13 protein-coding genes are annotated in these 14,214 nt (G+C 67.6%); 4 read left to right on the plus strand and 9 right to left on the minus strand.

Going from position 1 to position 14,214, the window contains the following annotated elements; translation table 11 throughout:
* The first annotated feature begins 166 nt into the window (after positions 1-166).
* Positions 167-580 carry a DUF1761 domain-containing protein gene (locus tag CA606_RS11765; protein WP_096050967.1) on the plus strand — a complete coding sequence of 138 codons (414 nt, stop codon included), beginning with the start codon at positions 167-169 and terminating at the stop codon, positions 578-580.
* A gap of 216 nt (positions 581-796) precedes the next feature.
* Here CA606_RS11765 and CA606_RS11770 read toward each other — a convergent pair whose 3' ends face one another.
* Complete coding sequence (locus CA606_RS11770) at positions 797-2,329, minus strand: acyl-CoA carboxylase subunit beta (RefSeq protein ID WP_096050966.1); 1,533 nt, start codon at positions 2,327-2,329, stop codon at positions 797-799.
* Between the two features lie 127 nt (positions 2,330-2,456).
* A complete protein-coding gene (locus CA606_RS11775) occupies positions 2,457-3,179 on the minus strand; it encodes an ATP12 family chaperone protein (RefSeq protein WP_096050965.1) in 723 nt (240 codons plus the stop codon).
* Positions 3,180-3,236: 57 nt separating this feature from the next.
* Between CA606_RS11775 and CA606_RS11780 the strand changes: the two genes are divergently transcribed.
* Complete coding sequence (locus CA606_RS11780; RefSeq protein ID WP_096050964.1) at positions 3,237-4,682, plus strand: DUF1800 domain-containing protein; 1,446 nt, start codon at positions 3,237-3,239, stop codon at positions 4,680-4,682.
* The gene (locus CA606_RS11785) at positions 4,679-5,893 is read left to right on the plus strand and encodes a DUF1501 domain-containing protein (protein WP_096050963.1); all 1,215 of its coding nucleotides are present in this window, start codon (positions 4,679-4,681) and stop codon (positions 5,891-5,893) included. The genes CA606_RS11780 and CA606_RS11785 overlap by 4 nt, the downstream gene beginning before the upstream one ends.
* Positions 5,894-5,960: 67 nt before the next feature.
* Here the strand turns inward: CA606_RS11785 and CA606_RS11790 are convergent, their stop codons facing one another.
* On the minus strand, positions 5,961-6,956 hold the full coding sequence (locus CA606_RS11790) for an RluA family pseudouridine synthase (RefSeq protein ID WP_096050962.1): 996 nt from the start codon (positions 6,954-6,956) through the stop codon (positions 5,961-5,963).
* Positions 6,953-7,336, minus strand: a complete 384-nt coding sequence (crcB, locus tag CA606_RS11795) for a fluoride efflux transporter CrcB (RefSeq protein WP_096050961.1) — start codon at positions 7,334-7,336, stop codon at positions 6,953-6,955. Before crcB ends, CA606_RS11790 begins: the two co-directional genes overlap by 4 nt.
* 163 nt (positions 7,337-7,499) lie before the next feature.
* Between crcB and CA606_RS11800 the strand changes: the two genes are divergently transcribed.
* Positions 7,500-8,729, plus strand: coding sequence for a hypothetical protein (locus tag CA606_RS11800; RefSeq protein ID WP_096050960.1), 1,230 nt, complete (start codon positions 7,500-7,502; stop codon positions 8,727-8,729).
* Here the strand turns inward: CA606_RS11800 and recN are convergent.
* The 5 genes from recN to CA606_RS11825 form a co-directional block, all read right to left on the minus strand.
* Positions 8,726-10,432, minus strand: coding sequence for a DNA repair protein RecN (recN, locus tag CA606_RS11805; RefSeq protein WP_096050959.1), 1,707 nt, complete (start codon positions 10,430-10,432; stop codon positions 8,726-8,728). The two genes, CA606_RS11800 and recN, sit on opposite strands and share 4 nt — an antisense overlap.
* Positions 10,433-10,514: 82 nt before the next feature.
* On the minus strand, positions 10,515-11,444 hold the full coding sequence (locus tag CA606_RS11810; RefSeq protein WP_096050958.1) for an outer membrane protein assembly factor BamD: 930 nt from the start codon (positions 11,442-11,444) through the stop codon (positions 10,515-10,517).
* A gap of 100 nt (positions 11,445-11,544) precedes the next feature.
* On the minus strand, positions 11,545-12,441 hold the full coding sequence (gene lpxC / locus CA606_RS11815) for a UDP-3-O-acyl-N-acetylglucosamine deacetylase (RefSeq protein WP_096050957.1): 897 nt from the start codon (positions 12,439-12,441) through the stop codon (positions 11,545-11,547).
* 298 nt (positions 12,442-12,739) lie between these two features.
* Entirely contained in the window at positions 12,740-13,453 is a 714-nt protein-coding gene (locus CA606_RS11820; RefSeq protein WP_096050956.1) for a squalene/phytoene synthase family protein, read from the minus strand.
* A 71-nt stretch (positions 13,454-13,524) separates the two neighbouring features.
* A complete protein-coding gene (locus CA606_RS11825; RefSeq protein ID WP_096050955.1) occupies positions 13,525-14,139 on the minus strand; it encodes a urate hydroxylase PuuD in 615 nt (204 codons plus the stop codon).
* Positions 14,140-14,214: the final 75 nt, after the last annotated feature.

The raw sequence follows: 14,214 nt of genomic DNA on the forward strand, positions 1-14,214 counted from the left end.
GCGCGGCCTTTCGGGGGAGTCTACAGAACGCTTGGAAGGGTCCGCATATAGAAGGCTCGCGCCCGAAACGAAAGCGCAAGCCGATTGACCGAACGGCGTTCTTGGGATCAGCCTGGCGAAAGCTGGGGCCACGAGGCGTGATCCGGTCGTTTCGGGGGAAACATCGATGAAACAGGTGAACTGGCTGGGCCTTGTCGTCGCCCTGATCGCCGGTCAGGTGATCGGCGTCATTTGGTACGGAAACCTGTTCAGCGCCGCCTGGATGGGGGCCCAGCGCCTCACTGAGGCGGACTTTGTCGGCCAGTCCTGGAAGATGGGTCTGGGCGTCTTGAACATGATCGTGATCCTGCTGGGTCTGGACTGGCTGATCCGACGCCTCGGCGCTGACGGCTATGTCGCCGGCGCCAAGGTGGCTCTGAACACCTGCGTCGCGTTCGCCCTGACCGTGGCGGCGCTGAACTACATCTATGCGGCGGGCGCCTTGTCGCTGCTTGCGATCGACGGCGGCTATCAGGTGGTGACCTACACGATCGCCGGCGCGCTGCTGGGCGGTCTGAAGCGCAAGCCGAAGGCGGCTTAAGCTGAGCGGAACCGCCACCTGAGGATGGAGGGGCAGCGGAGGCTGATCAACACCAGCTAAAATCTCCCTTCCCCTTGATGGGGAAGGGTTGGGGAAAAATCCTCCCCCAGCGGGGGAGGTGGCCGAAGGCCGGAGGGGGAAGTCCTGCCCACCCGGCCACACCCCCCTCCGGTCTTTCAGACCGCCTCCCCCACGGGGGGAGGATTTTCCGCCCCCCTAAAGCGGGATGTTGTCGTGCTTCTTCCAGGGGTTGGACAGTTCCTTGCCCTTCAGGCTCTTGAGGCCCCGCACGATCCGGCGACGGGTGCCGTGGGGCATGATCACGTCGTCGATGTAGCCGCGAGAGGCGGCGACGAACGGATTGGCGAAGCGGTCCTTGTACTCGGCCTCGCGGGCGGCCAGGGCCTCGGGGTCCTTGGCCTCGGCGCGGAAGATGATCTCCACCGCCCCCTTGGCGCCCATCACCGCGATCTCGGCGGTCGGCCAGGCGTAGTTCAGGTCGCCACGCAGATGCTTGGAGCTCATCACGTCATAGGCGCCGCCATAGGCCTTGCGGGTGATGACGGTGATCTTCGGAACCGTGGCCTCGGCATAGGCGAAGAGCAGCTTGGCGCCGTGCTTGATGAGGCCGCCGTACTCCTGCTTGGTCCCCGGCATGAAGCCCGGCACGTCGACGAAGGTGATGATCGGGATGTTGAAGGCGTCGCAGAAGCGCACGAAGCGCGCGGCCTTGCGGCTGGAGTCGATGTCGAGCACGCCGGCCAGCACCTGGGGCTGGTTGGCGACGATGCCGACGCTCTCGCCGTCCATCCGGGCGAAGCCGCAGATGATGTTCTTGGCCCACTCGCTGGAAATCTCGAAGAAATCGGCCTCGTCGACGACCTTCAGGATCAACTCCTTCATGTCGTAGGGCTTGGTCGGATCGGCCGGGACCAGGGTGTCCAGGCTCATCTCTTCGCGCAGCGCCTCGTCGAAGCTCTCGCGCTCGGGCGCGGCCTCGCGGTTGGAGGACGGCAGGAAGTCGATCAGGCGGCGGACCTGGGTCATGGCCTCCAGGTCGTTCTCGAACGCGCCCTCGGCGACGCCCGACTTGGCGGCGTGCACGCGGGCGCCGCCCAGTTCCTCGGCGGTGACGACCTCGTTGGTGACGGTCTTCACCACGTCCGGACCCGTCACGAACATGTAGCTCGTATCCTTCACCATGAAGATGAAGTCGGTCATGGCCGGCGAGTAGACGTCGCCGCCGGCGCACGGACCCATGATGACGCTGATCTGCGGGATGACGCCCGAGGCCATGACGTTCTCAAGGAAGATATCGGCATAACCGGCCAGGCTGTCGACGCCCTCCTGGATGCGTGCGCCACCGGCGTCAAACAGGCCGATGACCGGCGCCCCGACCTTCATGGCCTGGCGCTGGACCTTGACAATCTTGGCCGCGTGCGCGCCCGACAGGCTGCCGCCGAACACGGTGAAGTCCTTGGAGAAGACGTAGACGACCTTGCCGTTGATCGTGCCCCAGCCGGTGACCACGCCGTCGCCAGGCACCTTCTGATCCTGCATGCCGAAGTCGGCGCAGCGGTGCTCGACGAACATGTCGAACTCCTCGAAGGAGCCCTCGTCCAGCAACAGGTCGATCCGCTCACGGGCGGTCAGCTTGCCCTTGGCGTGCTGGGCTTCGACGCGCTTTACGCCCCCGCCGGCCTTGGCTTGCTCGCGGCGACGGTCAAGTTCCTCGAGGATGTGCTGCACGCGCGTACTCCCTGCCCGGTCGGTTATCCTTGGCGGTTCGCCCACCTTATGACCCAGCCCTAGCGAGGCCAGCGCCAGGGCGCAAGGCGGACCTTGCGGCAGCGCAGCATGCGCCGTCGCCGGAGCGTCACCGCAACGCGGCGAACCAACGCGCGATCATCGCCGCCTCCACGCCCAGCGCCTCGGCCCGCGCCTTGGCCTCTGCGTCCTCGCCCCACTGCTCGGCCTGATAGATCTCCTCCAGCCGCGACAGGTCCAGCGCGCCTTGACCGGTCAGCCGCTCGGCCCGGACCGCCAGGGCCAGGGCCGTCGAGCCGAAGAGACCTGCGGCGAAGGCCACGCCCGCCAGAGCGAAATCGTCGAGGGTCAGGGCCAAGGCCTCGACCGACGCCAGGGTTTCTGGCGGCTGCGGCGTATGGATGATCCCGCTGACGGGGGTGAACACCAGGCCATGCTCGGCCTTGACCCAGTCCAGGATCGCGCCCCACTCACGCTCTTGCCGCGCGACGAGGGCCCGGGGGCTTTCAGCGCGATAGCAGAGGTGATCCGAGGCGGCGTAGGCGGTGATCTCCCGAGCCACCTCTGCCCGCGTCTCGGCGATCCGGTCGATGGCGGTGAAGGCCAGGCGCGTGGCGGGCATCAGGCTGCTGTCGATGTACTCGACCTGCGCTTCCCACTCGGCGGCGATCATTTCGCCCAGCGCCTGGGTGGGCGCAATGAGAGGCTTCTTGGCCGGCGACTTGGGCGTGCGGCCGTCCAACTGCACCGCAAAGCCCTGATCGACCTGCGCAGCGGCGGCGGCCTTGTAGAAGCGCTTGGGTTTCAACAGCAGTTCGGACTTGTCGGACACGGGAAAGGCTCTTTTTTCGCGATTATCCGCGACGGATCGGCGACGGACGGGCGTTGAATGGGCAAGATCGCGTTGTCGCGCAAGGGAGACCGTCGTTTGAGCCTACCCTCGAAGGATATGATGGCCGCCATCGCCGCCACGCGCTTTGGTCTGGGGGCCCGCCCCGGCGAGATCGAGGCCGCCAAGGCCGATCCGCAAGGCTTTCTCGTCGCTCAGATCCGTCGCGAGGGCGCCGACACTCCGCAGGACGACCGCGAGACCGCCGCCGCGCGCTTCGAGCAGATGCGCGCCTATCAACAGCAGCGTCGGGCCGAGCGGCAAAAAAAGGATGGCGAAGGTGACGCCAAGATGGCCGCACAAGCCGTCATGGACGCCCAGCGGGCCCTGCGCCAGAAGGTCGGCGCCGACTTCCTGGCTCGCGCGCGACTGGGCGCTGGCACGCCGACGGCCTTCCGCGAGCGCTGGACGCTGTTCTGGGCAAACCACTTCACCGTCTCAGCCATCAAGCAGCTCACCTCGGTGCTGGTCGGCCCCTTTGAGCGCGAGGCCATCCGCCCCTACGTGTTCAGCAATTTCGAAAGCCTGCTGGTCGCGTCCTCGACCCATCCGGCCATGCTGACCTATCTGGACCAGGCCGCGTCGATCGGCCCGGGCAGCCGCGCCGCCCAGTTCGCCGCGCGCCGTCGCAACAACCCTACGGCCGGGCTGAACGAGAACCTGGCGCGCGAGATCCTCGAACTGCACACGGTCGGGATCGACGCGGGCTACACCCAAGGCGACGTCACCGAATTCGCCCGCGCTCTGACGGGCTTCTCGATCGGCCGGGAGCAGGAGGATCGCGCCGGTCAGTTCCTGTTCCGCGAACAGGCCCACGAGCCCGGCGCGCGCACGATCATGGGCCGCCGCTACGGCGAGGAGGGTCTGAAGCAGGGCCTTGCGGCGCTGCGGGACCTCGCCGCCGATCCGCGCACCGCCCGTCACGTCTGCGGCAAGATCGCCCGCCACTTCGTCGCCGATACGCCGCCGCCCGCCTTGGTCCAGAGACTTGAGCGACGCTGGATGGAAACCGGCGGCGACCTTGCGGCCGTGGCCACGAGCCTGATCGAGAGCCCGGAGGCCTGGGACCCGACGCCCGCCAAGGTCAAGACGCCCTACGAGTTCACGCTGTCGACCTGGCGGCTGGTCGGCGCCGAGCCTTCGGCGTTCGAGCGTATGGCGCCCATCCTGACCAGCCTGGGCCAAAGGCCCTTCGCGCCGCCCTCGCCCAAGGGCTGGTCCGAGGACGCCCAGACCTGGGCCGCCCCGGACGCGCTGATCAAGCGCATGCAATGGGCTCAAGGCTTCGCCGCCGCGGTGGCCGACCGCACCGATCCCAACGCCCTGGCCGCCTCGGCCCTGGGCGCACGGCTGACCCCGCCGGTCGCCAAGGCCGTCGCCCGGGCCGAGACCCGCCGCGAGGCCTTCGCCCTGCTGATCATGAGCCCGGAGTTCCAACGCCGATGACCGCCGCCATGAACCGTCGCTCGTTGCTGGGCCTGGGCGCCAGCCTGGGTTTCACCGTCAACCTCTTTGGAACCCAGGGCTTCGCGGCCACCGAGGGCGATCTGGCCCGCAAGAAGCTGGTGGTCGTCATCTGTCGGGGCGGCATGGATGGGCTGTCGGTGTCGCCGCCGGTCGGGGATCAGAACTACGCGGCCCTGCGCGGCTCGATCGCGATGCGCCGCGATCAGGTACTGATGCTCGACGACACCTTCGGCCTGCATCCCGAGCTGAAGTCGGTCTTCGCCCTGGCGCAGAACGGCCAGGCCCGCATCGCGCCGGCCATCGCCAGTCCCGACCGCGCCCGCTCGCACTTCGAGGCCCAGGACGTTCTGGAGACCGGCTCAGCCAAGGTCTACGGGGCCGAGACGGGCTGGCTGAACCGCACGCTGGAAGCCCTGACGCCGGTCCGCAAGGTCGAGGGTCTGTCGGTGGGAACCACCGCACCGCTGATCCTGCGCGGCAAGGTCCAGGCCGCCAGTTGGTCTCCCGGCAAGGGCGTCGACGAGACCGCCCGCCTGCCGATGATGTTGCAGGACCTCTACAGGTCCGATCCGTTGCTCGGCCCCGCCTTCGCGCGCGGCCTGGAAACCGAGGCCATGGCCGAGACCGCGATGGCGACCCAGGCCAGCGGGTCGGCGATGGGCGGGGCCGGACAGAACCGGGGTGGCTCGGAAACCGCTCGCAAGCTTGGCTCCACCCTGGGGGGCTTCCTGACCCAGGCCGGAGGCCCACAGATCGCCGCCGTCTCGCTGGACGGCTTCGACACCCACGCCAACCAGCCCGGCCCGATCGCCACGCGCCTGTCGGCGATGGACGCCATGCTGGACGGGCTGCACACGGGGCTGGGAGCCGAGTGGAAGAACACCGTGGTGGTGGTCGTCACCGAGTTCGGGCGCACGGCTCGCATCAACGGCACGGGCGGCACCGACCACGGCACGGCCTCGACGGGTCTGATCCTGGGCGGGGCGTTGAAGCGCGGCGGTATCGTCGGCGACTGGCCGGGCCTTGCCGACAAGGCGCTGTTCGAGAACCGCGACACCGCCCCCACATTGGACATGCGTGGTCTTTTCAAGGGCGTCTTGGCCGATCACATGGGCGTCGACCGCGCGCTCCTCGAAAACAAGGTGTTTCCTGACAGCGCCAACGCCAAAGCTGTCATGGGACTCGTCTAGAGATCCGCTCAAGGCGGAAAACCGCGCCCCATGAGGGCGCGGCAGGTGGGGGACCAAGCGGCGCGGATCAGCGTCGCTTGGTCTGACGCCGGGCGAAGGGCTCAGCGTCCGCCTCATCCTCAGAGAAGCCGAACTTGCGGAAGCCTTCCTGCATCTCAGGACTGAGCGGCGCTTCGATGTGCAACATCCCGGCCGACGGGTGCGGCAGCAGGATCGAGCGCGCGTGCAGCTGCAGCTTCAGGCCTTCCGACAGCGGCGCCGACTTCTCGTCGCCATACTTGGGATCGCCCAGGATCGGGTGGCCCATCGCCTTCATGTGGGCGCGCAGCTGGTGGGTGCGGCCGGTGTGGGGACGCAGCGCCATCCAGGTGACGCGGGGACCTGCGCGGCTGATGGTCACGAACTCGGTCTCGGCCGGCTGGGCGTCGGGATCCTTGGGCTGGGCGGGCACGACCAACTCACGATCGCCCACCCCGCGCTTGGCCAGATGCAGCTCCATCACGCCTTCGGTCGGGTGCGGATTGCCCGCTACGATCGCCCAGTAGGTCTTCTGAGCCTTGCGCTTAGCGAAGGCGCCCGACAGGCGCGCGGCCGCCGACGGGGTCTTGCCCAGCAGCAGAACGCCCGAGGTGTCGCGGTCCAGGCGGTGAACGAGACGCGGGCGATCCACGCCCTCGCCCCAGGCGCTGAGCAGCTTGTCGACGTGCTTGGTGGTCTTGGTGCCGCCCTGCACGGCCAGACCCGCCGGCTTGTTCAGGGCCAGGACCTCTTCGTCCTCATAGAGGACCAGTGAGCGGGCATAGGCGATGTCGCGCGGCGACAGCTTGTTCTTGTCCGACGGATCGGGCGCGTCGGGCAGCGGCGGCACCCGGATCTGGCTGCCGGCGGCCAGCTTGGTGTCGGCCTTGGCGCGCGAACCGTCGACCCGGACCTGGCCCGAGCGGAACAGCTTGTTCAGCTGGATGTGGTTCAGGTGCGGCCAACGACGCTTGAACCAGCGATCGAGGCGGACCCCGTCCTCGCCGGCGTCGACGTACAGGGTGCGGACTTCCTTGGTGCTCATGCGAAGACTTTCCGGGCCACCAGCAGGCCCGCGAACAGGGCCGCGATCGCCAGAAGGACGCTCGCGGCGGAATAGGTGAACGCCTGGCCGTAGTCGCGCTTCTGGATCATCAGCGCAGTCTCCAGCGAGAACGACGAAAAAGTGGTGAAGCCGCCCAGGACGCCGACACCCAGCATGACGCGCCAGGTCTCGCTGGAGGTGTTTCCCCGATGGGCCAGCCAGGACGCCAGGCAGCCCATCAGAAAGCCGCCGACGACATTGACCGTGAAGGTTCCATACGGCCAACCGGGTCCCATGACCCGCATCGCACCGACGCCCACCAGATAGCGCGCGACGGACCCGACGGCCCCGCCGGCCGCCACGAGGAGCAGCTTGTTCATGACCGCCTTATGCGCCGAGGGGCCGTGAACGCCAAGCGCTCACCGTCATTCCCTTGGTTTTCCCGGGTTTCTTTCACGGTAAACCCCGCCGGAAACCCTATTTCCAAACGAGAGGTTAAGCGCGTGATCGGCACTCTTCGGGCGAATTAAAAGCGTAAGGCCCATGCCCTTCGACACCCCATCATCGAACGCGAGCGAACGCGTGGCCCTCCCCGCGCCGGTCATCCAGCGTTTGGCGGGCACGGATCTGGTCGCGCGCGGCGCGGTGAACGTCATCAGCATCAAGGCCATCCGCGCGTGGGCCGGCGAGTGGTGGAGCCACAAGCGCAGCGACGTCTGGACCTATGTCGAACGCAAGCTCCACGATCACCTGGACCGGCAGGATCTTCGCGCCCGTATTTCGGACAGCGAGTTCCTGATCGCGATGAACCATGATCAGGGCCTGGCCGCGCAGGCGACCAGCGTCAAGATCCTCGAAGACGTGCTGACCCATCTGCTGGGCGCAGCCTCGGTAACGGACCTCGGAATTCGGTCGGTCATCGGCCTGGAGGACGGCGCGGCGGTCTGCCGACGCATCGACCCGATGATCGTCCTCGCCGCCCGGGCGCGGCGCGACTCCGCGCGATCGCCCGTCCGCATCGCGGTCGAGCCGTCCGACGAGGCCCGCCGCACCCCGGTGGCGTTCACGACGGCGGGTGGCGCGGCGCTGCGGGTCGACTTCACGCTCGAGCACGTGGTCAGCCTTCGACGCAACATCACCACGGCCGTGCGCATCGAGCCGATGGTCACCCATCTGGCCAGCGGGCGGCAGACCTCGGCCCGGACCTTGACCAAGCTGTCGGACCGCGACGTCGCCTTCATCGACGAGTCGACCCTGAAGTACGCAGCCGTCTTCGCGCGATCGGCGCAGGGGCCCAATACGCCCGAGCTCATCCTCCCGGCCTCGTTCCGCACCCTGGGCACCCAGCGTGGCCGAGACCTGCTGACGGGCACGGCGGGTCTTTCGCTGAGCTTGCTGCGCGGCGGCGTGATGATCGAACTGGTGGATGTCACGCGCGGCACGCCGGCGGGGCGCCTGCTGGAGGTCGTGGGCTTGTTGCGCGCCCTGACGCGCGGGGTGATCGCCCGCGTGCCCCCGGATAAGGAAGCCCTGCGCGTGCTGCGCGACGCACGCGTGGCCGGCCTTGCGCTCGACGGATCGGATCTCTCGGGCGAGGCCGCCAACATCGCCATGGACATCATGAACTTCGGCCGCGATGCGCGCGGTCTGGCGCCGATGACCGTCCTGCAGGGCCTGCCTACGGAAGGCTACTTCGCCGCCGCCGAGACGGCCGGTCTGACCCACGCCTCGTTGAGGGCCGCCTATCCGCTGTCCAAGCCGGCCGCGGCCTAAACCTCGAGGGTCAACAAGGCCCGCGCTGCTGCGCGAGCAGCTTCGGTCACCTCGGCTCCAGACAGCATACGGGCGATCTCCTCCTCCCGCTGGGCGGGTGTGAGCGGCTCGACCTTGGTGCGCGTCGAGGTGTCATCGCCCGACTTCGAGATCCGCCAGTGCGCGTCGCCGCGCGCGGCCACCTGCGCCGAGTGCGTGACGACCAGAACCTGAGCGTTGGCCGCCAGACGCCGGAGCCGTAGGCCGACAGCGTCCGCGACCGCCCCGCCGACACCCTGATCAACTTCATCGAAGATCATCAGCGGCTGAGGTCCGCCGCCGCGTCCCGCCAGGGCCGCCTTCAGCGCCAGCGCAAAGCGCGCCAGCTCACCGCCCGAGGCGATGGCCTCCATCGGCCCGAACGGCGCGCCGGGATTGGTCGAAATCTCGAAGGCCACACGATCCAGACCCGACGGCCCGGCGCGGTCCTCGCCCAAGGGGTCGAGCGCGACCCGGAACCTGGCCTTCTCGAGCTTCAGCGGCGCCAGCTCCGCCTCGACCGCCTTAGCCAAGGCGTCACCCGCCGCGCGACGTTCGGCCGACAGGGCTTCGGCGGCGTAGAGATAGGCCTCGCGCGCTTCGGCGGCGTCCTTGTCGGCGGCGCGCAGCGCGTCCTCAGAAGTCTCGATGGCCTGCAGACGGGCGGCGAACTCCGCGCGCTTGCCGGGCAGGTCGTCGACCAGCACGTTCAGCTTCCGCGCCATGGCGCGCAGGGCGAACAGGCGTTCCTCAGCCTTCTCCAGGCGATCGGGCTCGAACTCGAAGCTCTCGGCGATGGCGTCGATGGCGGCTGAGGCTTCCTGCGCCTCGACCAGCGCCCGGTCCACGGCCTCGCAGGCCGCCGAGAGGCGCGTCATGGCCGAGCCCTCGGCCTGTGCGCCGGCCTGCAACGCGCGGTCGCGCGCCCGCTCGAGCGCGCGATAGGCCTGAGCCAGGCGGCCTGACAGATTATCGCCGCCCAGCGCGTCCTGCGCCGCGGCGATGTCGGCCATGGCCTTTTCGGCGGAGCTGAGCAGAGCCCGCTCCTCGGCCAGGCTCAGTTCCTCGCCTTCACGCGGATCCAGACGGTCCAGTTCAGACAGCCGAAGGGTTAGTTCCTCGGTCTCGGCCGTCGCGCGGCTGGCCAGATCGCGAAGGTCGTCGGCCTTGTCGCGGGCGGCGCGCCAGGCGCTCCAAGCCGAGGCGACCGCGCCCAGACTGACCCCGCCGAAGGCGTCGAGCAGGCCGCGATGGGTCTTGGGGTCCAGCAAGCCGACGGTCTCGTGCTGGCCATGCACCTCCAGCAGCAGCGCGCCCAGGTCCTTCAGCACGCCGACGCTGGTGGCCTGGTCGTTGACGAAGGCGCGCGAGCGACCGTCGGGCGACAGCTGCCGGCGCAGAACAAGGTCCTCGTCACGGGCGTAGGCCAGGCCCTTGTCGTCGAGGTAGGCAAAGGCGGGGTGGTCGGCTGGCAGGGCGAAGATCGCGGTGGCCGACGCATGGCCGGCCGCGCCCCGACGCACCAGTCCGGCGTCGGCGCGCGCGCCGGTCGCCAGGCCCAGAGCGTCGAGAATGATCGACTTGCCCGCGCCGGTTTCACCGGTCAGCGCCGTCAGACCTTCGCCGATGGCGAGGTCCAGGCTCTCGATGAGCACGACGTCACGGATGGAAAGGCCGATCAGCATGGGTCGCAAGATCGCCGGGAATCAGGATTTTTCAAAGCGCAAAGGCGGAACGAAACGGGATCAACCAGGATCCCGCCGCGATTTACATGCCCAGCGGACCAAGCAGACCCTTCTTGGCCTTGCGTTCGCCGGGCGGGGCCAGGGTCGTTCCCTTGTCCTTCGACAGGATGCGTTCCAGCGCGTTTCGCTTGGCGCCAGCCTTCAGCGGCTCGACCGCCGGACGCAGGCCGTTGTCGTTCAACAGCCTGTAGGCGTCGACATACCAGCGGTCGCCCGGGAAGTTGTAGCCCAGAACCGCGCCATTGCGCTTGGCCTCTTCATTGAGGCCGAGCGTCAGGTAGGACTCCACGAGGCGGAACAAGGCTTCGGGCGTGTGCGAAGTGGTCTGGTGGCGCTCGATCACGGTCTTGAACCGGCCGATCGCCGACAGGGTCTGGCCGTTCTTCAGGTACCAGCGCCCGATGGCCATTTCCTTGCCGGCCAACTGGTCGTTGACCATGTCGATCTTCAGGCGCGCGTCAGTGGCGTATTCGGTGTTCGGATAGCGCTGGACGACGTCGCGCAGAGCGGCCAGCGCCTGTTCGGTCGCGGCCTGATCGCGGTTCACGTCGACGATCTGTTCGAAGTAGCAGATGGCCTTCAGATAGAAGGCGTACTGCGCCGACGGATTGCCGGGATAGAGCGAGATGAACCGGTCGGCGTCGCCGACCGCTTCGGCGTACTGATTGCCCATGTAGTGGGCGTAGCCGGTCATCAGAATCGAACGACGCGACCATTCCGAATAGGGGTGCTGACGCTCGACTTCGCGGAAATAGTCGACCGCCTCGTTCCAGTTACCGCGGTCCAGACGGTCCGCGCCGGTGGAATACAGCAGCTCAACGGGACGCTCTTCGTAGGCGAGGGTCGGTTTCTTGGCCTTGCCCGCGCAGCCCGCCACCGAGGCGGCGACGAGGACAGCGGCGATAGTGACGGCCGAACGTCCCTGGAAAATACGAAGCACGGACTCTCTCACCCTCGAAGCAAACGTGCGCCCCTGCGCCGTGCAAGGCTTCTACACCACGCCGTCGAAGGCGCAAATGCGAAGGCCGAGCCCCGACTCTTCGGAGACGCTCCTAAACCGCTTCAGCGAGGGCCGGCGCAAAGGCGCGCAGGCGCCAGGCGCGCGGCTGGGCCAGCAACGCTCGAACCACGGCGTTATTGAGGCCATGACCAGCCAGAACGCCTTCGAAGCGGCCGATGATCGGCTTGCCCAGAACGTAGAGATCGCCCACGGCGTCCAGCGCCTTGTGACGAACGAACTCGTCCGGACGGCGCAGGCCTTCCGGGTTCAGCACGCGGTCGCCGTCGATGACCACGGCGTTCTCCATAGAACCGCCACGCGCCAGACCGATCGCGCGCAGCGCCTCGACGTCGCGCACGAAGCCGAAGGTGCGGCAGTTGGAAAGCTCGGCGCGGAACGAGTCTTCGTCGACCACCAGGTCCACCGCCTGACGACCGATCGCCCGGCTGGCGAAAGCGATCTCGAACGCGACCTCGAAGCGATCGGCCGGCAGCAGGCTGGCGCGCTTGTCGCCCTCCTCAACCGTGATCGGTGACAGGATCTCGATGTACTGGCGAACCGCTTCCTGGCGGCGGCGACCCGCGCGATCCAGGATTTGCATGAAGGGCTCGGACGAGCCGTCCATGATCGGCACTTCGGGACCGTCGACCTCGACGATGCAGTTGTCGATCGACAGGGCCGCCAGCGCGGCCATCAGGTGCTCGATCGTCGAGACGCGAACGTCATCGGCGTTGTTGATCACCGTACCGAGCTGGGTTTGGCAAACAGCGTCGGCGGTCACCGGCACGCGGTTGTCGCGGTCGTGTACGTCGGTCCGCACAAAGACGATCCCCATGTCGGCGACCGCCGGACGCACGGCGACGCGAACGTGCGCGCCCGTGTGCAGGCCGATCCCCGCGAAGATCACCGGTCCTGCGACCGTGTGCTGAAAATAACCCGAAGCCGACACTCGAGACCCTTATTGGCTAACGGACGGCCTTGCAGCCGACCTTTCGCCCCCGCTTAGCATTTAGGTGCGACGCTGCGCCGCGGCAAAGCAAAGTCTGTTTCGGATTGTTACCACGTAAAGCGCTGTATTTGTTTCATTTTTATAACGAGGCGACGCACCACGAAATGTAACGCGGATCGATGATCAGCGCTCTGGCGATGTCATGTCGGCGGCCCAGCCGCTGGGGTGATGCGCGTCCTGACGTCGCCGCGCTTAAGCACAACCGTTCTGAGCAGATCGGGTTTCATGACCACGGCGCTCAAAGCCGCCCTGTCGCCACCGCGAACGTCAGTCGCGCCTTCTTCTCGAGCTCGCCGACGTCCCGGCTAGACATGTAGACCCGCGCCAGGACGGCCGGCGCCGCCGCCGGGAAGGCCGCCACCGGCAGGCGCCGCAGCTCGGCCCGCGCGGCTTTCAGCTGGGCCTCGACCCGCTGTTTCACATCCGCCTGCGTCCAATCCTCCGGCAAGCGCGACCGCCCCGCCTGCTTCAGACGCCACAGACCGGCGAGACCCCAGGCGCGCGCCGCGCCCTTGACCGCATGCGGATCCGCGCTCGGATCGAGCCGTCGCGCCGCCAGCACGGCCAGCGCGCCGGCCGTGCCGTCGATATAGGCCAGTACCGCCGCCTCATCCTGCAACGGCCCTTCGTCCAGATCGACGAAACGCGCGTCGGCGAGAACCGCTAGGGCGTTGGGGTCGAAGCCGGACGCGGCCAAGGCCTCGACATTGGGATGCTTGCGCGGCGGCTTTCCGGCCGCGATCTCTTCCATCGCCTCGCGCCACCAGGTCAGGCGGATCTCGCCCATCAGGGCGTTGGAGACGCCGCCGGCCACGCGGGCCAGCTCGTAGTTCAGCCCATAGAGGGCGATCACGTCGGCGCGCGCCGCAGGATCGGCGATGAAGCGCGTCGCCAGCCAGCGGTCGGGATCGACGCGGCGGACGAGGTCTTCGAGGGTCTCGGTGTCGGCCATGGGGTCCAGAACGAAGAGGGCCCGCCGCGAGTCGCGACGGGCCCTCCCCTTACAGCATTTTCCGGCGGTGTTTAGCCAAACAGCGTCTGGTTCATCGCCATGGTGGCCAGCATCGGGATGCTGAGCAGGGTGTTGGTGCGCGAGAACAGCATGGCGGTCTTGGCGGCCTTGGCCTTGGCGTCCGCATCGGCCTCGACGATGCCAAGAGCGATCTTCTGGTTCGGCCAGATGAAGACCCACACGTTGAAGAACATCACCGTCGCCAGCCACATGCCCGTGCCGATGAAGGTGAAGCCCATGTCGACGCCCGGCGTGTAGCCGCCGGCCAGGCCCAGGGTGAAGGCTTCCACCAGATAGCCGCGATTATAGGCCAGGAGCACGCCCATCACCCAGGTGGCCAGGGCCGCCCAGCGGAACCAGAACAGCGCCTCGGGCGCGATATACTTGCTGACCGCCGGCTTCAGTTCGGCCGGGATCTGCGGCATCACGCGGATCTGCACGAAGTTGAAGTAGTAGAGCAGCCCGATCCACAGGATGCCGAACAGCACGTGCAGCCAGCGGAAGATGGCTTGGAAATACGTGGCGTCGTGCCCGTGCGGGCTATGGCCGTAGCCAATGACGATCACCAGGGCCAGCACGAAGCTGACAATGATCGTGTTGCGGAAGTTCGAAAGCAGTCCAGTCATCGGTTTCCCCCTAGGATCCCATTTTCCTTAAGGGGACCATAGGGGCGTTTCGGAGTCGGGCAAACCCGACATACC

It is taken from the genome of Caulobacter vibrioides, assembly GCF_002310375.3.
GTDB lineage: Bacteria > Pseudomonadota > Alphaproteobacteria > Caulobacterales > Caulobacteraceae > Caulobacter > Caulobacter vibrioides_D.

What these genes read in the sequence shown, in the direction of transcription:
- CA606_RS11765 (WP_096050967.1), top strand. Translation starts at nt 167, where the DNA reads ATGAAACAGGTGAACTGGCTGGGCCTTGTCGTCGCCCTGATCGCCGGT.
- CA606_RS11780 (WP_096050964.1), top strand. Translation starts at nt 3,237, where the DNA reads ATGGGCAAGATCGCGTTGTCGCGCAAGGGAGACCGTCGTTTGAGCCTA.
- CA606_RS11785 (WP_096050963.1), top strand. Translation starts at nt 4,679, where the DNA reads ATGACCGCCGCCATGAACCGTCGCTCGTTGCTGGGCCTGGGCGCCAGC.
- CA606_RS11790 (WP_096050962.1), bottom strand. Translation starts at nt 6,956, where the DNA reads ATGAGCACCAAGGAAGTCCGCACCCTGTACGTCGACGCCGGCGAGGAC.
- crcB (WP_096050961.1), bottom strand. Translation starts at nt 7,336, where the DNA reads ATGAACAAGCTGCTCCTCGTGGCGGCCGGCGGGGCCGTCGGGTCCGTC.
- CA606_RS11800 (WP_096050960.1), top strand. Translation starts at nt 7,500, where the DNA reads ATGCCCTTCGACACCCCATCATCGAACGCGAGCGAACGCGTGGCCCTC.
- recN (WP_096050959.1), bottom strand. Translation starts at nt 10,432, where the DNA reads ATGCTGATCGGCCTTTCCATCCGTGACGTCGTGCTCATCGAGAGCCTG.
- CA606_RS11820 (WP_096050956.1), bottom strand. Translation starts at nt 13,453, where the DNA reads ATGGCCGACACCGAGACCCTCGAAGACCTCGTCCGCCGCGTCGATCCC.
- CA606_RS11825 (WP_096050955.1), bottom strand. Translation starts at nt 14,139, where the DNA reads ATGACTGGACTGCTTTCGAACTTCCGCAACACGATCATTGTCAGCTTC.